This window comes from Paenarthrobacter aromaticivorans (assembly GCF_019038615.1).
GTDB lineage: Bacteria > Actinomycetota > Actinomycetes > Actinomycetales > Micrococcaceae > Arthrobacter > Arthrobacter aromaticivorans.
In genome coordinates, this window is record NZ_JAHOPC010000027.1 from 1 (window position 1) to 19,065 (window position 19,065).

A 19,065-nucleotide genomic window follows, 5' to 3' on the forward strand; every position below is an offset into this window, starting at 1 on the left:
ACGCTCCCTGGATGTCATCACCCAGGGCCGGGACCTGGGCATGGTGACCAAGTCCAACCTGATCCTGGGCATGGGCGAAACCCGCGAGGAAATCTCCGAAGCCCTGCGGGACCTGCACGCGGCAGGGTGTGATTTGATCACGATCACCCAGTACCTGCGCCCCTCCGAACGGCACCTTCCCGTGGACCGGTGGGTCAAGCCCCAGGAATTCGTGGACCTGCAGCACGAGGCCGAGGAAATCGGCTTCCTCGGTGTCATGTCCGGGCCCCTGGTGCGCTCCTCGTACCGGGCGGGGCGTTTGTGGGCCACCGCGATGCGCAAGAAGGGCTGGGAAATCCCCGCCGCCCTGGCCCACATCGAGTCCTCCGGCACCACCCGCCAGGAAGCCTCCACCATCCTCGCCGCCCACGCCTGAACCCAGAACACCCTGAACCCAGATCAAAAGGACACCTCATGCTTCCCCTCCGCGTTGAGATCATCCCGTCCGAGGGAATCGTGGACGCTGTCAGCCAGATGTTGCCCCTGTCTACGGCGATCAGCATTACCTGCCTCCCCAAGCACGGTGTCGGTGCCACCCTGCGGGCCGCCCTCCAGCTAACGGAGCTCGGCTACACCGTTGTTCCCCACCTTGCAGCTAAGGCTGTTGAAAGCCGCGCCGAACTATCCGCCATACTGCGTGACTGCTCGGCGTCGGGCATCACGGAAGTCTTCGCCATCGGTGGCGACGGGCGGCCCTCGGGCTCGTATTCCACTGGTGGGGAATTGCTGCGCGACATTGCCCAGATAACGTACGGTGCCATGAGCGTTGGAGTGGCTGGGTACCCCGAAGGGCATCCGGATATCACCGGCCTGCACCTGGTTGATGCTTTGCTTGAGAAGCAAGAACACGGAGCCAGCAAGATCGTCACGCAGTTGTGCTTCTCGGCGGACAAGATCCATGACTATGTGGCTATGCTCCGCCGTGAGGGTGTGCTCCTTCCAGTCTGGGCAGGTGTGGCCGGGGCCGTGCCCAAGGCAAAGCTGGTCTCGCTTGCCACCAAGATCGGAGTGGGGTCATCCTTGAAATTCCTCAGCCGCAAGGGCCCGCTTGCCCGGAGGCTACTGATTGGGGAAAGCTACATGCCGGACACGCTCACCCAGGAGCTCTCTGCCCGACCCGGGATAGAGGGAATTCAGCTCTACAGCTTCAATTCCTTGGACGCACTTCCAACGCCGCAACCCGCCGTCGAAGGGCTCCGGTAACCGGAGCTTAAGGTGCGGAATTTCCCCAATTTTTTCGGGAAAAGTAGTAGCAAACTCCATGGTTGGCAAGGTGCCGCAGACGCTGTACGTTTGCCGTAGGAAGGTTACTTAGCAACTGCATCGCAGCGCAGGATCAATGGGGGGGTAAATCGGCGCAGCGCGCTTAGACGCAAGAGGTGTAGGGCCGTGAGGGCAAGCGGGGAAGCTTTCGTTGATCCAGCAGGCGGCGGGGACATTCTCAACGGCCGCTACCGGATTATGGAGCTACTCGGACACGGGGCAATGTCCACGGTCTGCAAGGCGCGTGATGAAATTCTTCAGCGTGAAGTTGCCCTGAAAATCTTTTCCCCGGGCTCAGGCGATGATGGCTTCGAGGAGCGTCAGCAGGCCGAGATGCGGTTGCTGGCAGGATTTGATCACCCCGGTCTGGTGCATATTTACGACGCCGGTGTGGACGCCGGAACTTCCGGCCCGCCGCAGGCCTACCTGGTCATGGAACTGGTTTCCGGAAATAACCTGCGTTCGGTGCTTGCTGCAGGCCCGCTCAGCCTCGCGGAAACAACGCACATAGGCCACGCCCTTGCAGGTGCCCTCGTGCAAGTTCACGGAGGCGGAGTGATTCACCGGGATATAAAACCCGCCAACATCCTGGTTTCGGAAACTCCAGGCCCCGAACGCATAGTGAAACTGGCCGATTTTGGCGTGGCAAGAATATTGGAAGGTAGCCGCCTGACGGCCACCGGAATGACGGTGGGAACCGCCCAGTACCTCAGCCCGGAACAGGCCCTCGGCCGTCCCTTGGCTCCTGCCAGCGATATCTACTCCCTCGGCCTGGTGCTCTTGGAGTGCCTCACTGGCAGGACAGAGTATCCGGGGACGCCAATCGAGTCCGCTGCGGCCCGGCTTCACCGTGCGCCGGTCATCCCTGAGCAGATTCATCACCCCATAGCCGAGTTGCTGAAGTCCATGACGGATCTTGAACCAGACAACAGGCCGACCGCTGGGGAGATCGAAGAATTCCTGGGTCGCCCTTGGCAAGAGGCTTACGCGCACCCGGCAGCTACCGCGCTTTTGCCCCCTCTGCCTGCCCGGGCGCCCGCCGTCGGTGCAGCAACTGCAGTTTCCCCTAGGCTTCATAGAAGTGGGGGAAGGGGCAGGCTCGGGGCCCTGTTGATGGTGCTTCTTGCGGCAGCGCTGGCCGTCCCCCTGGCGGTGGCGTTGTCTGGTCAGGAGCCCTTGCCGGCAGACGTTACATCGCCATCCCCGGTAACCCAGGACTCCAACCTTCCTTCCCCGGTTGGCACCCCGACGCCGGTGATTACGATTACCACCCCTGGGCCGGTGGAAACTGTCCTCATTCCAGGGCCAGTGCAAACCGTTCTGTTGCCTCCATCGGGCTCAGGCAGCGGGCCGGGAGACGCTCCGTCGTCAGGAGAGAGCCAACAGACCAGCCCAACTGAGGTTGCCCAGGAAACCGAATCACCCGAGGTCGTTGAGCCAGGGGACGGTACATCTGTGGGTGGAGGGCCAGGGGGCGGCCAATCCGACGAAAAGAGCCAGAGGGACGGCAAGGGCAAGCGCGGGAACTGAAAATCCGGGCAGGGCATTCTGCAGTGATGCACCTTTGCCGGACCCTCATGAATCGAACACCAGCGCAGTTTTTGCTCAAGATGGGCACAATGTTGGCTCAGTGGCCCCTGAATTCTCCGGATCTCTGGCCCGCAGAGACCTCCCGGGGTCAGGTATCGGGCCTTCAAAAAACTGAGTACTCCGGATCCAACCGCTGCCAGCATGCTCATCAACGCAGAAGGCCAGCGTTGGTGTAGCAAAGCGCGCTATCAGATCGGCACAAAAGCCCCTCCTGCAGCCCGATAACGCAAAGTCGAACCAAGTAGCCCCAAACGCGAAAACTGAGTACTTGCCAGCCGGTTCAGCGTATTCCTGACCCCTTGGTCGGGCGGAAAAGAGGCGTACACCCAAGAGTAGTCACGGTGGCACTGCTGGCTGAACTATTGGGGACATCGCTTCATCCGCCGGAAAAGGGGTGGGTGCTGGGGGTTGCGATGCGGCTCCCCGGAGAACAGATCAACCAAGGAGTCATACCATGCGCAAGCTTTCCAAGAAGAGCCGGATCACCGCCACCGTCGCAGGCGTGGCATTGGTAGCCGTAGGTGGCGGAGCCGCCTACGCCTACTGGACCACCACGGGTTCAGGCAGCGGTTCAGCCGCCAACTCAGCCGGTGGCGGAACTGTCGCACTGCACGCCACCTTCAATGCCGGCCTGACGCCGGGCAACCAAACCAACGTGGCCTACACGGCGGACAACTTGACGACGTCCAGCACGGTAGTCGGAGCCCTGACCGCAAATGTCACCACCAGCGTTCCCGAATGCCTCCCGGCATGGTTCGATGTCACCGCCGTGACCAGCAACTCGACCGTCGCCGCCTCTGCCACGGGAATCTCGGTCGGCAGCGGGGTCCTGAAGTTCAACGACAGCACTGACAACCAGGACGCCTGCAAGTCCGCGACTGTCACGGTCAACGTCTCCAGCCAGTAGCGCGTACATGCCGGGGACCACCTTGCGAGTGGTGGTCCCCGGCTTCCGCATTCCTCCCGCCTGAACGCTTCCGTCCGAAAAGAGCTTCCATGTACCACCGGCCAGAGCGCACCACGCCTTTCCGTCGAGATGGAGTACCGCTCCGCGCACTGTTGCTTGCGCTCGTCGTGGCATTTGTGCCCGTAGCGGCATTGGCTGCCAGTGCTGGACAAAGCGCTACCCAAGGCAATACGGCCAAGGTGGCCAAGGGGATTGCAGTGGCGTTGTCTCCTTCGAGCCGAAGCCTGGATCAGGGGCAGTCAACCACCTTTGCGGTGTCAGCCACATCGACGGGCGGTTTCACCGGACCCGTGACGTTCACCGTTACGGGCCTTCCGGCTGGAGCGACAGCCGCGTGGTCGCCGTCGTCGGTGGTTCTGGGGTCCGGCACCACCGCCCAAGTCACTTTGACGGTCGCGACGTCCACTACGACGACGGTCGGCAAGTTCGACTTCACGGTGAAGGGGGCCAGTGGCGCCGTCCAGTCGAACGCGGCGCCGGGGCAGTTGCAGGTTCAGGAAGTCAAGCGGACCTTCGGAGTCACGGGATCACTGAATGGTCTGCTGGCACCAGGAGTCTCCCGATCCTTGGAGTTGCAGATCTCCAACCCCGAGACGAAGAGCATCGCCGTCACCAACCTGACGGTTGCGATCGCGCAGGTGGTGCGCACGCCGGCAGCAGTGGCTGCAAACCTCCCCTGCAGCAGCGCTGACTACCAGATCACCCAATACACCGGAACGTACCCATTCGCAGCTCCCTCAGGGCCCAGCTCGCTGACTTCGCTTGGAGTGCCCCAAAGCAACTGGCCCCAAGTGAGGATGCTGGACACGGTCCAGCTCCAAGACGGTTGCAAAGGCGCGACCCTCCAACTCACCTTCTCTGGGACGGGACAGGCGAACTAACATGACGAAGCTCAGCCGGAAACCCCGTAGCGGACGGATCGCCCGCACCGCTGCCGCCACAGTTGCCCTCTGCATCCTGGGAGGCGTAGGTACTGCCTACGCCTATTGGGCTACCACCGGAATCGGCAGCGGTGCGGCGATCAACGGGACGATGCAAACAGTGACTGTGGACGCCCTTATCGCAGGAGACACCCCGCAGACCAGCCTCGTTCCGGGTGGAACTGCGGACGTTATTGTCCGGGCAACCAACCCCAATACACATGCGGTTACCATCTACGGAATAGCGGCCAACGGCGCAGTGACCGCCGATGCCGCGCATCCAGGCTGCACCACCACCGGCGTCACCTTCACGCCACCTCCGGCGCCGTTGACCCCAACGGTGACCATCCAGGCAAATACGTCCATCCTCCTCACTCTTCAAGGTGCGGCCAGCATGAGCGCGGCCTCACTATCCGCCTGCCAAGGCGCCCAATTCAACGTCCCCGTCACGCTGGAGGTACGGAAGTGACCCCCCTTCGCCAGTCCGCTCCGTCATCGTCCCCAACGCGGGTGACGATGGGTGCTTGGAACCGCGCCCTCGTGATCGTGCTCGGCATCCTTCTCGTCTCCTGGGGAGGCCCCGCCGCAAGTGCTTTCTGGAGCTCTGTCAACAACGGCTTCGGCGCAGCGAAGGCAGACGCCGTAGGCCAGGGTGCCAAGCCCGGGGTCGCCGTTTCCGGAACCAGCGTGACGGTCACCTGGGCGGCAAGCACGACGACGGCAGGCAGGTCCGTGACCGGCTACAGCATCGCCCGGTACCCGGTAGCGAGCGGGGGCACTGCGGTAGCGGCGACCGGAACCTGTGCAGGAACAGTGGTAGGGCTGAACTGCGTGGACAGCGGAGCCGGCACCGGGAACTGGTACTACACGGTAACCCCGAAACTTTCCCAGTGGCAGGGGGCTGAAAGCACACGGAGCGTAGCTGCCATAGTGGACGCCACTGCACCCCTCGCCCCGTCGGTGACGGCGCCACCATATGTCTACAGCGGAAACGTGAGCGCTGTTCCGGTCAGCGGTACGGCAGAGGCCTTGTCTTCGGTCACTCTGACCGTAACGGGAACAGGAGCCCTGCCCGTGACCCAGACAGTCAGCACCAACAGCTCCGGCAACTGGACAGTAACGCCATTGAACCTGAGCGCTTTCAGCCCAGGGGCCATTAATTACTCCGCCCAGGCAACCGACGCCGCCGGTAACACTGGTCCCGCGGGAACGGCTACATCCACCAAGGACGTGAGCTCGCCAACGGTGACGGGGGTCCAGCTGAACAACGTTTCGGGCGGCACCCTCGGAAAGGTGGAGAAGGGCGATTCGGTGACGATAACGTTCTCGGAACCGATCAACCCGACCACGATCTGCAGCGCCTGGGCCAACAACGCCACCAACGTGCAGACCCAAGCCGGCAACAATGCGGACAACGTGGTAGTCAACGTGAGCTCTACCAATACGCTGACAGTTACAGGGGCTGGTTGCTCGACCCTCAGGGTTGGCAGTGTTGCACTAGGCGGCAACTACACGGGCTCCGCGCTCAGCTTTAGCGGCAATGGCGGTAACGCCTCCAGCCTGAGCTGGAATCCGACGGCGCGAACACTGACCATCATCTTGGGTAGCGGAACCGCTGGCGGCAACACGGTTTCCACGTCACCCACGCCCATCCCCAGCTACACGCCGGCATCCGGCCTTACGGATATTGCGAGCAACCCGCTCTCAACCACCACGGTGCAAGGTACAACCTCCCGCTTCTAGCAACAAGTCGTGAGCAACCGATAGTGCCCCTTATTCCTCGTGATAAGGGGCACTATCTGTGCACAAACCCGGAGTTGTCCAGAGCCCGGAGCGTAGCCTTGAAGCGGACGCCAGTGCCGCCGTCGTACGTTTTGATCCTGCGACGAAAGGCGAACCGTCCCTTGAAGGCTGTAGCGGAAATGTTCACGATGGGTCCTGGAAACAAGGACCATCACCCGGCTCTCCGTTGTGCTGTAGGTGTCTTTGTTCCGTTGATTACACTGACGCTGTTGGGGCGGCTGGACCTGGCCGTATTTGCCTCGTTCGGTGCGTTTACGGGCATCTATGGCCGCAACGAACCGCACAGCGTCCGCTTCCGGAGCCAGTTGCGTGCTGGCGGTTTCATGCTGCTGATCATTTTGCTGGCCACGCTCATGGCTCGCGTAGCGCAAGCTATTGGAATCGAAGGTGCCGCGTATTCGTGGCTCTTGACGGCTGCTACCACTCTCGTGGCCGGCGGGTGCTCGGTGGTGGTCGCCGCCTGGAGGCTGAGGCCTGGCGGCTCCCTCTTTCACATCTTCGCCTTCGCTGCGATCGCATCCATCCAGGCGCAGCCGCCGCTCGGGGAGGCAATGCTAGTTGCGGCAGGGACTACGGTCTTCTGTCTTCTGATTGGTATGTCGTCACGGGTGCTCAAGACTCACAGGACCCCCTGGAAACGGCCGCCCCGCATCCGCCACACCGCCCCGGAACGTCGGGCGATCTGGTTGGAAGGCGGGGGATACCTGATTGCTGCCGGGCTTGCGGGGACCATCGCGACTTTGGTGGGGGAGCGGCTCGGCTTCGGTCACACTTACTGGGCCATGGTCGCGGCAGTGGTTCCGTTGGTGGGACATTCGACCCGCCACCGCGTGAGCCGTGGCATCCAAAGAATCGCCGGAACGGTGATCGGACTGGTGCTGCTTGCGGGCATCCTCTGGCTCAATCCTGCGCCCTGGGCCATGGTCCTGGTGATCGCAGCTTGCCAGTTCGGTGCTGAAATGTTCATCGCCCGGCAGTACCTTGTGGCTCAGATCTTCGTGACTCCGCTTGCCCTGATAGCTACATTGCTGGCAGCCCCGGTTGATCCAGGCCTCCTGTTGCGGGACCGCATCATCGAAACGGTGATCGGTGCCGCCGTCGGCGTTGCGGTGGTGGTGACACCCGCTCTCTGGCGGCGGGTGCGTGCGACTATCCCGGCTGGCTGGACTTAAATCGTAAGTACACATATAACTAGATAGCCAAGATAGTTACTAGGGAATGTGTGGGAGAAGACGATGACAGTCGCATTGCGTGAACCAAGCTCCACACCAAGGGCTGGGAATACCGTTACTGCGGAACAGGTACTTCCAAGCGGCCCGGTCCACTGCGGTTCACACATGGCTATCTCCGCAGGACCCGGCTACGACTCCATGCAGTGGATCACCGTGGAGCCAATCTGGCCGGAGTGGGCTTGCAGCTGCGGTTTCAGGATGGACATCGACGCCTTGGATCCAGTCAGCGGCGTCTGGGTCGCTGCGCTTCGCCGCCAAAGCCTTCAGCATGAGCTGGCCATCTCCCAGAACACACTGGCCCTGGCCTTCAAGAAGGCCGTCGACGCCGGTGTCGATCCCCGGGCTCTTGCGGAAGTAGCCGGACTGCCGGCTGGAGAGATCGAAGCCCTCCTTCAGTAACAGGGAAGCCCCAAACCGTCTGCCCGCCCAGTTGTCGGGATAGTTCGCCGCGCAAGCGGGCAGCTAGCAATCAGGCCGACGGCGGCACCAAGTATTGGTGCTGGACCGAGGCCTACGTACGAGAAAAGGGAAACAAATGGGAATCATTGGTTGGATCATTTTGGGTTTGATTGCAGGAGCCATCGCCAAGGCCATCATGCCGGGCAGGCAGGGAGGCGGCTGGATCGCGACACTCCTGCTGGGAATTGTGGGCGCCGTGCTGGGTGGCTGGATCGGTAGCGCCATCTTCAAGGTTGGCATCAACGAATTCTGGTCGATCTCCACTTGGTTGCTCGCAATTGGAGGTGCGCTGATCGTACTGGTCATCTGGGGATTGGTCACACGCAGGAAGGCTTGATTCAACGAGCTCCGGGAGGCCCTGACGCGAAAGCGTTGGGGCCTCTTTCGTTGGTGCTACGTGCCTCCCAGGATCTGGTCGTCGCCGGTCACAAATCCTCCGCAGCAACACGAGTGGGGCCGCCTTGGAAAGCTCGGATACGCTGCTTTCGAGTTACACCACATCGCACGCTAAGGGTTATCAACGATGCTCACCTCAGCTGTCGACGGCGGGCCCCGCCGTCGGCCGGATCCTGCCCCAAAGAAGACGGCAACTGAGCTCGGCGCGCTCGGGACAGCGTTGGGCGGGTTGGCTTCGGTCATCCTCGCGGGAGCGCTCGCACTTGTCCTCCACACGCTCGGGCAGCAATCGCCGCGGCTCGGCCCTGCGTTTGAAGGCTGGGCTGCATCGGTCACCAACTCCCCTTTCGCAGCGGTCCAATGGTTCCTTGGCGATATGACGGAGCCCCTGTTCTATAAATCAGAGCTGGCAGCATGCGGGTTGCTTGCCGGCGCTCTGCTGGCGTGGTGGGCTGGCCGGCGGGGCAAGAACTGGGCTGGCCAGCTGACGTATGGCACCGGACTGTGGCCGTGGGTGCTGGCCTCTGCGTCCCTCAGCCTGCTGTTGTCCAACGTAGTTTTCGGCCGGATGCTCGACGACGGATGGCAGCCCACGTTCGTGCCTTTCGTTTGCGTGGCCCCGGCAATGGTCCTGATGTATGGACCCGGTTGGCCGACCTGCCTGACCGGAGCTGTCCTCGGCGCATTCACCATCACGCCCTGTGCGCTGGTGCTCATTCCAACGGTCACCGCGCCGCTGGGACTACCGCCCGTGGTGGCGAACGTCCTTGCGATGTCCTTGGGATCAGTAGTGGCTTTCCTCATTGCCCGGAAATTGCCTTGGCTTGTCCTGCGTAAGCCGGCTCCGCAGCCGGCTCTGAACCCGCAACCGCAACCCGTCCAGCCGCCGTCGGGCCTTAACCGTGTTCTTAAGGACGCAGTGTGGGCGTCCCGCCGGGTTCTCTCGGATTTCACTGAGACCCAATTTTTCGCCAACGAACTCGCCAGTGCGGGCATGATCCTTGGCGTCGCAGTGGCTTTCGTGCTGAATCCTGCGCTGCCCGCGTACGGTTCCAATCTCGTTCCGCACATCCTCTTCGCGCAGGCACTCACGTCGGCCATCGGTGTGGTTCTTTGGCGGAGTTGGTTCAGAAACGGCCAGTTCAGCAATGGAGGGTGGGCGGCCACCTACGCGTCACTCGTCTCAGTCGCGCCGGCCGCCGTGCTCGCCTACGACGGCTCGTGTTGGAGCATCATCGGCGGCGCATTGCTTGGAGCGGTGCTGGCCCCTCCCATCGCCAGGGCCATATCGGCCCGGCTACCGGATGGCTTCCATCCGGTCATCGGCAACACCGCGTCCATGGCCATTTCGACGGCGGTAACCCTCCCGATCCTGGGGCTTCTGCCGCACTGACTTTGTCTGCCGGTGACTTAGTCGGCCACCAGAAGCGCCTGCGGTGCCGCCTGCTTCATTCGGGTTTGCAGCCAGCTGAGCTGGACCTCCGTCTCTTTGTGGCACTGCTCGACGACGGCGAGCAGCTCGGCGTCGCGCAGTGCGGATCCAGCTTGATTCACCACAGTCCACGTGACATCGACCAAGCTCGCCAGCAGGTACAGGTCCTGCAGGTCGCGAAGGAGGCCGACAGGACCGCTCCGGGTTTCTGACAGGCCCTGGGCGTGGAGCCGCTCGGGTTCGTGCTCGGATGTGTCCTTGCCATACCGCTCCGCTATTGGCAGGAGGACTTCCTCGTGCCTATCGCACTGCTTGGCCAATGTCTGGCAGAGGAAATGTATGTCGGGTTCCGAGCCATGCCCCTCTGAAACCTGCCGGAACGACTCAGCCAGGGTGGCTTCACCCTGATGCAGTAAACCCAGGTAGATGTTGAGGTTCATTGTTGTTGTCCTGCCTGCCGTGAAGCTCCTGCCTGCCGTGAAGCGGTGGTGTTGGGCGCGGGAGCCGGTCCGTCGCCGTCGCGGATTTTCTCCACTTTCACCGCGGCATTCTTGAAAAGCGGTTGCTTTGACACCGGGTCCCACTCGGTGATGGTGAGTTCGTTTGCTGCGGTCTTCTGCGAATCCTTGGGAGAATCAGACAGGCCGGATGCCATGGTCGAGTCCCAGTATCCGTAGTGGAAAGGCGCGAAAACTGTGCCGGGCCGGACGCCGCTGACTCGAGCCGGGGCCTCAATGAGGCCGCGCCGGGATGACACGCGGACGATGTCGCCTTCGGTGATCCCCAGCGCTGAGGCGTCTTCGACGGAGAGCTCCACCCACATCCGTGGGGCCGCGGCGTTCAGTGTCCGGGAACGTCCCGTCTTGGTCCGTGTGTGGAAGTGATACGCCGTCCGACCCGTTGTGTACCGGAGCGGGTAGTCGTCGTCCGGTTCTTCGTGCGGTGGATGGTACTTGGTTGTTTTGAGCCAGGCGCGGCCCTTGGGCATCTTGGCCCTGTAGGACTCAGGCTCCACTTCGGCCCCTGTCAGGAGGTCGTGACCATAGTTTTCGCAATAGTCAGGATCGCTGGGAAATACCCCGTCCGTATAGAGACGCGTGGTGCCATCCGGGTTTTCCTCATTGCAGGGCCACGGGATCCCGCTGCCACCACGGAGTCTCGAGTAACTCAGTCCGGTGTAGTCGCAAGGGCGTCCGCGCGAGCAATCCTTCCAAGCTTCGAAGGCATCTTCCGGGCCCTCCCACGTCAACAAGGGCGTGCCGTCCAGGGTGGTGAAGCCCATTCGGTTGGAGTAGTCCAGGAAAATATCCAGGTCGCTGCGGGCATCACCAGGTGGGTCTACGGCTTTGTCGGAGATATGGACGACGCGGGAAGCGTTGGTGAATGTTCCTGTCTTTTCGCCCCACGCGGCGGCGGGGAGGACGACGTCGGCCATGCTCGCGGTCTCGGTGAGATACAGATCCTGCACCACCAGGAACAGTTCAGGCTTGGCCAGAATCTCCCGTATCCGGGGCAGCTCGGGCAGGGAGACCGCAGGGTTCGTAGCCGAGACCCAGAGGAAGTTGATGGATCCTTGCTCGGCGTAGCGGAAGATTTGCATGGCATGGGTCGGCGGTGCCCAGTGGGGGATGATCGCAGGATCCACGTTCCACAGGGAGGCCAGTTCTTCAACGTGTCTCGGGTTGTGCCAATTACGGAAGCCCGGGAGGTCGCCGTCGGCCCCGCATTCGCGGTTGTTTTGTGCCGTCGGCTGCCCGTTCATCTGTAGTAGGCCGGCTCCAGGCCTGCCGAGCATGCCGCGCAGCAGGTGGAGATTATTGACCTGGCAGGAGGACGCTGTGGCCTGTGACGATTGGTAGAACCCCTGCAAAACGGTGGAAAGTACCCGATCCGACGTGCCGAAGATGCGGGCGGCCGTCCTGATGTCGTGGGCGCTGACGCCGCATACCTCGGCAGCAGCCTCGGGCGTCCATTCCTCCACAGTGGATTTCAGCTCGTCGTAACCGAGCGTGTGGTCTTGAATGTAGGCAGGGTCCTCCCAGCCGTTCTGCAGGACCTCCCGGATCAGTGCGTGCATGAGCGCGAGATTGGTTCCTGGCCGGACCGCCAGATGCACGTCGGCAAAACGCGCGGCCTCGGTATTTCTCGGGTCGACGCACACGAGTTTTGGCGGGGTGGGTCCTGAAAGTCGATCCAGGATGCGGGCCCAGAGAACGGTCTGGGTTTCTGGCATGTTGTGACCGTAAAGGAAGATGGCATCGCAGTTGTCGATGTCCTCATACGCGCCGGGCTGGCCGTCTGCCCCAAAGGTTTCCTTGAGCGCGGATGCCGCGGTCGCAGTGCACAGGCGCGTATTTCCGTCCATATGGGGTGTCCCGATACCGGCTTTCCCAATCACGCCCAGGGCGTAGTACTCCTCAAGGAACAGTTGCCCGCTGGTGTAGAAGCCATGGCTGAGGGGACCCTTCTCCTTCAACAGTTGCTTGCTGCGTTCCACGATCCGCTTCATGGCCGTGTCCCAATCAGTGGCAACCAAGCGGCCACCTTCGCGGATCAATGGCTGGGTGATGCGGTCCTTGTTCGAGACGCCTTGCCAGCTTGCGAAAAGTCCCTTCGGCCCAAGGCGTCCCTTGTTGATGCGGTCTTCCGCCCGGCCGCGAATGCCCACCATGACCCCGTCCTTAACGGCAATATCGCAGCCGCAGCCATTGCTGCACAGCACGCAGGCGGACTGGACCCAGTGGTCGACGTCGCCCTCCGTGAGGCCTTCCTGGAGGGCGTAGTCCACGCGGGAGGGCCACTCAGCTTCCCGCTCGAACGGCGTCCTCGCGCCCCATATATCGGTAATGCGATCCACCATGATCCCACCTCTGTGTTTAGCGTTGGCCTTTCGCTACAGGATTATCAGCTTGCTTATTATCAGTCCAGAGCACGGCTTCGTGCGGTTCGGAGTGAACCAAGAATTCTTGATCTTTTCCTGAGCGAGTGTTGATGGATTGCAGGAGTGGTTCTTGATCCGGGCCCGGCACAGTGTTTCTTGTCAGCCACTCAGGGCCGGCAAACCAAACGGCCGACCCGGTAGCGGTGGCCTCCCGAAAGGACACTGATTCCCATGGCCATCAGCCTCAAGACCACCTCCGGCAAAGTCCTCGCTTCCGTCGCACTGCTAGGCACCGCAGCCGCCGTCGCCGGCATGGGAACCTACGGCGCGTTCACCTCCTCCACCTCGGCCAGCCAGCAAGTCACCGCCGGCACCGTCACCATCGCCCTGGGCACCGGAGCGAACAACACCCTCAACGTCCCCATCGCCGGGCTGCTGCCCGGAGACAAGGTCGAAAAGCTCGTCACCCTGGCCAACACCGGCAACTCGGATTTGAACAACGTCACCCTCACCACCTCCGCCGGGGCCACCGCCTCACTGCTCACCACCGACGCAACCAACGGCCTGCAGCTGACGATCGAGAACTGCTCGGTCGCCTGGACCGGCGCCGCAGCACCCTACACCTGCTCCGGCACCAAGACCACGGTCATGGCAGCCGCCCCGGTCATCACCGCGAACAAGGTCCTGAACAACCTCACCGCCTTGACCTCGGCCAAAACCGACTACCTCAAGGTCACCACCGCGTTCCCCACCACCGCGAACGACACCTTCCAAGGCGCCACCAGCACCATCGGCTTCGCCTTCACCGGCACCCAACGCACCGAAACCACCAAGTAACACCAGTCTAAGAATCAACAAACAGAGCCCCGCCGGGCCTGGTCGGGCGCCCCCCTGCCCGATCAGGTCCGCCGGTATTTCCTGAGCCAGACTTGAGGCTTTCCCGCAGGAAGCCTGAGCCAGATATCCCAGACTTTCAATCAGAAGATAACCAACAACGGAAGGAACGCCAGGACTATGAGCGCACTGACCAGCATCAGCGGATCCACCCTCAATGGCCGGCGTTCAGCCGCAAAGCCTGCGAAGACGTCAACGACTTTAGAGATCGACGAGGCGAACCAGCCCGCAGCGGCACCGACGGCGACCGCCGTCGAGACCCCCGCTAAAGCCGCCCCTGCAACAGCCGCCGGAAGCCCAGCGAAAACCGTCGCGGCCCCAGGCGCGTTCCGCCGTATCGCTGCCAACACCATGAAATTCCTCGGTTTCAGCATGCTGGCCTTGGCTGCCTTGGTTTTCCTCTTCCTGGCGATCGGGCCGCGCATCCTGGGTTACCAAACCTCCACGATGCTGACAGGATCGATGGCGCCGTTGATCAACCCTGGCGACGTCGTCGTCACCGTTCCGACACCGCTTACCGACATCAAGGTGGGTGACATCATCACCTACCACATTCCCGTGGAAGACCAGCGGGTGGAGACGCATCGCATCACTGAGATCACCACAACAGCCGATGGCGGCGTGGCCGTCCAGACCAAGGGCGACGCGAATAATGGCATCGATCCGTGGCTCGCCACCCTACAGGGCAAAACGGTGGATAAGCAGATCGCGACGATCCCTTACGTCGGGAATGCGATCCGCGCCCTCCGCGAACCACTCGTCTTGAACATCCTGATGTACGGGGCACCCGGGATCCTGGTTATCGGGATGCTCGCCTCCATCTGGCGCCGGGACCCTAGCAAATCGACGCCGGAAGATGCCGCGCAACCACAAGCAGCCAGCCATGACTGACGAGGCAGACGGTCAGGTTCCGGCTCTGGAACCATGCAGGTTGCAGGCCTTGGCCGATGAGATGGGAGACCCCACACCGGCCTTGCGTTTTCTCTCCACTTACCTTTCGATGTTGCCGGGCAGGCTACTGAGGATCTCCAACGGCCTCGGCCAACACGACGCCGATGCCAGCATGGATGCTGTGCTGAGCCTCAAGATCTCCTCGGCGATGGTGGGCGCGCTTGAGACAGAGGACCAGTGCAAGGCCATCGAGTCGATGATCCGCGAGGAGCACTTCGACTACGCCGTCCAGGCACTTCCGGCACTCCGGCAACACACCGATCGCTGCTACGCGGCCGGACCGCAGCTGTTGGGCAAGGCCCGCGAGTCCCTTCACCCACAGTCCGGAAAGTTGGACGGCCAGCGGAGCACCTAGCGTCGTGCCGGCGGTTACCGTTCTCCCGCCGGCACGGGCTCAGGACTTTTGACCTGATGGGGCACCAGGAACAGGGCTGCGACAGCCAAAAGTCCCGCTGCGGCGAACACGTAGAAGCCGGCCGGATAGGCAATGTTTGCGGCCACCAGGGTTCCAGTCACGGCAGGACCAACGATCGCGCCAAGGCGTCCGACGCCGGCAGCGAAACCGAGTGCCGTTCCCCGGAGACGCGCCGGAAATAACTGACTGACCCATGCGTAAACCAGGACCTGCGAGCTGAACACGAAGACACCGGTGACGAACACCGCGACGTTGAGCAGGAACTCGCTCTGGATCTTCACGCTGAGGAGGGCCAGGAACACTGCTGAAAGCCCGAACCACAGCAGCACTATCTTCTTGGTTCCGTGCCGGTCAGCAAGAATTCCGGCCAAAACCAGCCCGGCCACGGCGCCGAGGTTGAGGACCAGCAGCAGCGTCAGGCCCGTGCTCACGGTGTAGCCCGCAGCTGCCATCAACTGCGGCAACCACGTGTTCAAGCCATAAACCAGCAACAAACCCATGAACGACGCGATGCCAATGCCCAGGGCCACCAGCGGATAGGGCTTCTGCAGCAGGTCGCGGAACCCGGTCTTTTGCTTGCCGTCCGTGTAATGCACGACGCCGGGAGTCGCCTTTGTTGTTTCGTTCGCCTTCACGGGTACTGCTTCAGGAAGTGACTCCGGCAATTTCGCCCACAGGAATGGCAGGAGGGCCAGCCCGGCCAGGCCGCCGATGATAAACATGAGGCGCCAGTCAGGGACAACAAGGATAGCCAGGAACGCGGTGGCCACAGCGCCTACGTGGTAGCCGGTCATTGTCCGCGTGGTCGACTTTCCGGCCGAGCCTGCGGGTGCGTAATCGTTCATGTACGCGAGGGCAGCGGGGAGGCAAGCGCCCAGCCCGAGGCCTGCCAGAAGGCGCAGTACGGAGAAGACCGCCACGTTGGGGGCGAAGGCGACTCCAATCGTGAAGAGTGAGAAGCCCGCCACACAGGCGATCAAGAGCTTCCGCCGGCCGAACTTATCGGACAGCGGGGCGATAAAGAGTGCGCCGAGTCCCACGCCTACCAAGGAAATAGTTGCAGCGAAGGTAGCTCCAACGGCGTTAAAGCCGATGTCACCGGTCCTGATGAGCGTTGGGATCACCGTCCCCAGGACCACCAGGTCGAAGCCGTCCAAGACCATGGCTAACCAACACAGCCAGACTGGCCATTGTGAGCGGCGGGCAGATGGCATCGTTGGCATAGTGTCCTCGGGAGTTCTCTTTGAGAGTGGATGTGGCCAGCAGAACGGCCGGTCGGTTATGAGAGTTGTATCACCGGCGGGAGTAACCTGCGGCACGTTCTACCATTGAATGGAAGAAGCCATTGCGGCGTCAGGCAGAGGAACGGCAGCAAAGGAGCGCATCGTGGCCAACTCAGCGTCCGGTGACTCCGTAGTGGACCGTGTAGTTCGGCTTATTGAGGCCTTTCCTGAAGGCGCCACCTCGCTGCAACTGACCGAACTCGCCGATAGGTCCGGCCTCCCATTGTCGTCCGCCCACCGGCTGGTCCGGCAACTCTCAGGGCACGGCTTGCTGGAACTTGGCGCTGGCGGGAACGTTCGGTTGGGGCTCCGACTGTGGGAACTCGTCAACAGAAATTCGCCCACGCTCGCACTCCGTCAAGCGGCCTTGCCCTTCATGGAGGATATCCAGCAAGTCTTGAACCAGAACGTGAACCTGGCGGTCCTTGAGGGCTGGGAGGCGCTGTTCGTGGAGCGGCTTTCGCGCCGGGGCTCGGTTGCCAACCGAGCACGCATCGCCGGTCGCATGCCCGTCCACATTTCCTCCGCCGGTCTGGCGCTGATGGCATACCAGTCCCGCGAATTGCAGGCGGAGTACCTCGAACAGTTCCAAGACCCGGAAGGAAAGGTGACTTCCGACGTCGTACGCCACCTGCTGGCTGAGGCCGCGCAGCTGGGCTATGCGCAGCTGGCGGGAGTCGTTGATCCGGACACCTGGGGCATCGCCGTGCCCGTGATGAACGGCAAGCGGCGCGCGGTCGCCGCCCTTGGCGTGGTGGTCCCCTTGGCTGAGATGCGACTCCAGGCCCTGGTTCCGGCGTTACAGACCGCGGCGCGGGGGATAGGCCGGCAACTTAGGGATTGAAGTGCTGGTTCCGTTCAACGGAATTCATGTAACACCGGTCACGCATCGCCCGCCACACTGATTCCAAGCTCATCCCGTCCCATCGGGACCGCAACGAAGCGAGGAACACCATGGCACGTACTACCGTCACCACTCAAGTCGCCATTATGGGTGCAGGTCCCGCAGGGCTCATGCTCTCCCACTTACTGGCCAGGCAAGGCATCGAATCCGTGGTGGTGGAGGTCCGCAGCCGGGAACAAATCCAGGAAACTGTTCGTGCAGGCATCCTGGAGCACGGCACTGTCAACCTGCTGGTGGACTCCGGCGTCTCAGACCGGGTGCTGCGTGAAGGTGACCGGCACGATGGCATCGAGTTGCGGTTCAACGGCGAAAGCCACCGCATCAACTTCAAAGAGCTGGTGGGTGAATCCGTGTGGCTGTACCCACAAACAGACGTTTTCGCCGACCTCGCTGCGCGACGCGAGGCCGACGGCGGCGACGTTCGCTACAGCGTCACGGACACCACCGTTCACGACCTCGAGGGCAAACCGAAAGTCTGGTTCACCGATTCCGACGGTCAGGAGTTCGAGATCCAGGCCGACTTCCTCGTTGGCGCTGACGGGTCACGCAGCCATTGCCGCTTCCAGATCCCCGAAGCCAACCGAAAGTGGTTCTTCCACGAATACCCTTTCGCCTGGTTCGGCATCCTGGCCCAGGCTCCGCGCAGCTCCGACGAACTGATCTATGCCAACTCCGAGCACGGTTTCGCCTTGATCAGCCAGAGGACCGAGACAGTGCAGCGCATGTACTTCCAGTGCGATCCCAAGGAAAACGTGGCCGACTGGGACGACGAACGCATCTGGTCCGAGTTCCGAAAGCGCGTGAACGGTAACGGATTTGAGGTCAACGAAGGCCCTGTCCTGGAAAAGATGGTTCTACCGTTCCGAAGCTTCGTCCACACTCCTATGCGCCACGGCAATCTCTTCCTTGCAGGCGATGCCGCACACACAGTCCCACCCACCGGCGCCAAGGGCCTTAACCTCGCGATACACGACGTAAAGGTGTTGTTCGAAGGCTTGGACTCCTTCTATTCCAACGGTTCCACCACACTGTTGGATTCCTACAGCGACCGCGCCCTGGACCGTGTTTGGAAGGCCCAGCATTTCTCTTACTGGATGACCTCGATGCTGCATACGGTTCCCGGCGCAGACGACTTTGACCGCGCCCGTCAGCTGGGCGAGCTGCACTCCGTGGTCTCGTCCGAGCACGCCAAGGCGTACCTGGCTGAGTCGTACACGGGCTGGCCGACGTCGCGGTAGGGCTTCGTCGCGGCTGCGTCTCGAGTGGCGGCTGAGTTCGGGGCGCGGCTCAGCTTACCGGGCGGGGCGTGGTTTACGAGCGCTTGAGTTACGGGCGCTCGACGGCAGGATGTCACCTTCTGGCGAGGCAGCCAGAGCAACGCCAGTAAGCGCTCCAACGGGTGCACGTTGGACCTCGATATGCGCTGGGCCCTCGTTATCCGCAGGGCACTCTTATGCGCAGGGCACTCTTACGGTCGGAGGGCTCTTTTGTGTTCTGCGGCTCTTTTATGTTCTGAGGGGTGTGTGGTGGTGGTTGCGTCGTGGTGTTTGTTTGGGGTCGATGTGTGGGGGTGGGGTGAACCAGGGCACGCCGGTGGTGGTGGTGATGGTCCAGTTTTCTTTGTGGATGAGGTGGT

General features: G+C 62.2%; 20 protein-coding genes. 16 read left to right on the plus strand and 4 right to left on the minus strand.

Features of this window, described 5'->3' with window-relative positions; genetic code table 11:
• The 7 genes from KSW38_RS22925 to KSW38_RS22955 all read left to right on the plus strand — a co-directional run.
• On the plus strand, positions 1–415 hold a 415-nt coding region (locus tag KSW38_RS22925), incomplete at its 5' end, for a lipoyl synthase (protein ID WP_487345396.1).
• A gap of 38 nt (positions 416–453) precedes the next feature.
• Positions 454–1,242, plus strand: a complete 789-nt coding sequence (locus KSW38_RS22930) for a methylenetetrahydrofolate reductase (protein ID WP_216927577.1) — start codon at positions 454–456, stop codon at positions 1,240–1,242.
• Positions 1,243–1,428: 186 nt separating this feature from the next.
• Entirely contained in the window at positions 1,429–2,832 is a 1,404-nt protein-coding gene (locus tag KSW38_RS22935) for a serine/threonine-protein kinase (RefSeq protein ID WP_308169470.1), read from the plus strand.
• A 514-nt stretch (positions 2,833–3,346) separates the two neighbouring features.
• A complete protein-coding gene (locus KSW38_RS22940; RefSeq protein WP_216927579.1) occupies positions 3,347–3,799 on the plus strand; it encodes a hypothetical protein in 453 nt (150 codons plus the stop codon).
• An 89-nt stretch (positions 3,800–3,888) separates the two neighbouring features.
• Positions 3,889–4,740, plus strand: a complete 852-nt coding sequence (locus tag KSW38_RS22945; RefSeq protein ID WP_216927587.1) for a hypothetical protein — start codon at positions 3,889–3,891, stop codon at positions 4,738–4,740.
• Position 4,741: 1 nt separating this feature from the next.
• Positions 4,742–5,248 (plus strand): hypothetical protein, encoded by a 507-nt coding sequence (locus KSW38_RS22950; RefSeq protein WP_216927590.1) that lies wholly within the window; start codon positions 4,742–4,744, stop codon positions 5,246–5,248.
• Entirely contained in the window at positions 5,245–6,522 is a 1,278-nt protein-coding gene (locus tag KSW38_RS22955; protein WP_308169471.1) for a hypothetical protein, read from the plus strand. Before KSW38_RS22950 ends, KSW38_RS22955 begins: the two co-directional genes overlap by 4 nt.
• Before the next feature lie 52 nt (positions 6,523–6,574).
• Here KSW38_RS22955 and KSW38_RS23670 read toward each other — a convergent pair whose 3' ends face one another.
• The gene (locus KSW38_RS23670; protein WP_256449802.1) at positions 6,575–6,709 is read right to left on the minus strand and encodes a hypothetical protein; all 135 of its coding nucleotides are present in this window, start codon (positions 6,707–6,709) and stop codon (positions 6,575–6,577) included.
• Between KSW38_RS23670 and KSW38_RS22960 the strand changes: the two genes are divergently transcribed.
• The 4 genes from KSW38_RS22960 to KSW38_RS22975 all read left to right on the plus strand — a co-directional run bounded on the left by KSW38_RS22960 (position 6,702) and on the right by KSW38_RS22975 (position 10,062).
• On the plus strand, positions 6,702–7,754 hold the full coding sequence (locus KSW38_RS22960) for an FUSC family protein (RefSeq protein WP_254186847.1): 1,053 nt from the start codon (positions 6,702–6,704) through the stop codon (positions 7,752–7,754). The two genes, KSW38_RS23670 and KSW38_RS22960, sit on opposite strands and share 8 nt — an antisense overlap.
• Positions 7,755–7,919: 165 nt before the next feature.
• Positions 7,920–8,213, plus strand: a complete 294-nt coding sequence (locus KSW38_RS22965) for a hypothetical protein (protein WP_223947291.1) — start codon at positions 7,920–7,922, stop codon at positions 8,211–8,213.
• A 136-nt stretch (positions 8,214–8,349) separates the two neighbouring features.
• Positions 8,350–8,610, plus strand: a complete 261-nt coding sequence (locus KSW38_RS22970) for a GlsB/YeaQ/YmgE family stress response membrane protein (RefSeq protein ID WP_216927603.1) — start codon at positions 8,350–8,352, stop codon at positions 8,608–8,610.
• A gap of 186 nt (positions 8,611–8,796) precedes the next feature.
• The gene (locus KSW38_RS22975; protein ID WP_216927605.1) at positions 8,797–10,062 is read left to right on the plus strand and encodes a hypothetical protein; all 1,266 of its coding nucleotides are present in this window, start codon (positions 8,797–8,799) and stop codon (positions 10,060–10,062) included.
• 17 nt (positions 10,063–10,079) lie between these two features.
• Here KSW38_RS22975 and KSW38_RS22980 read toward each other — a convergent pair whose 3' ends face one another.
• Both KSW38_RS22980 and KSW38_RS22985 read right to left on the minus strand, forming a co-directional pair.
• Positions 10,080–10,541 carry a hypothetical protein gene (locus KSW38_RS22980; protein ID WP_216927607.1) on the minus strand — a complete coding sequence of 154 codons (462 nt, stop codon included), beginning with the start codon at positions 10,539–10,541 and terminating at the stop codon, positions 10,080–10,082.
• Positions 10,538–12,961, minus strand: coding sequence for a molybdopterin oxidoreductase family protein (locus tag KSW38_RS22985; RefSeq protein ID WP_216927609.1), 2,424 nt, complete (start codon positions 12,959–12,961; stop codon positions 10,538–10,540). Before KSW38_RS22985 ends, KSW38_RS22980 begins: the two co-directional genes overlap by 4 nt.
• Before the next feature lie 252 nt (positions 12,962–13,213).
• Between KSW38_RS22985 and KSW38_RS22990 the strand changes: the two genes are divergently transcribed.
• The 3 genes from KSW38_RS22990 to KSW38_RS23000 all read left to right on the plus strand — a co-directional run bounded on the left by KSW38_RS22990 (position 13,214) and on the right by KSW38_RS23000 (position 15,182).
• Complete coding sequence (locus KSW38_RS22990) at positions 13,214–13,819, plus strand: TasA family protein (protein WP_216927611.1); 606 nt, start codon at positions 13,214–13,216, stop codon at positions 13,817–13,819.
• A 177-nt stretch (positions 13,820–13,996) separates the two neighbouring features.
• Positions 13,997–14,767 carry a signal peptidase I gene (locus KSW38_RS22995; protein ID WP_216927613.1) on the plus strand — a complete coding sequence of 257 codons (771 nt, stop codon included), beginning with the start codon at positions 13,997–13,999 and terminating at the stop codon, positions 14,765–14,767.
• A complete protein-coding gene (locus KSW38_RS23000; RefSeq protein ID WP_216927619.1) occupies positions 14,760–15,182 on the plus strand; it encodes an Hpt domain-containing protein in 423 nt (140 codons plus the stop codon). The genes KSW38_RS22995 and KSW38_RS23000 overlap by 8 nt, the downstream gene beginning before the upstream one ends.
• A 14-nt stretch (positions 15,183–15,196) precedes the next feature.
• Here KSW38_RS23000 and KSW38_RS23005 read toward each other — a convergent pair whose 3' ends face one another.
• Positions 15,197–16,465, minus strand: coding sequence for an MFS transporter (locus tag KSW38_RS23005; protein ID WP_216927627.1), 1,269 nt, complete (start codon positions 16,463–16,465; stop codon positions 15,197–15,199).
• Between the two features lie 163 nt (positions 16,466–16,628).
• Here KSW38_RS23005 and KSW38_RS23010 point away from each other — a divergent pair, with 163 nt between their 5' ends.
• Positions 16,629–17,369, plus strand: a complete 741-nt coding sequence (locus KSW38_RS23010) for an IclR family transcriptional regulator (RefSeq protein WP_216927629.1) — start codon at positions 16,629–16,631, stop codon at positions 17,367–17,369.
• A gap of 110 nt (positions 17,370–17,479) precedes the next feature.
• Positions 17,480–18,667, plus strand: a complete 1,188-nt coding sequence (locus KSW38_RS23015) for a 4-hydroxybenzoate 3-monooxygenase (protein ID WP_216927631.1) — start codon at positions 17,480–17,482, stop codon at positions 18,665–18,667.
• Positions 18,668–19,065: the final 398 nt, after the last annotated feature.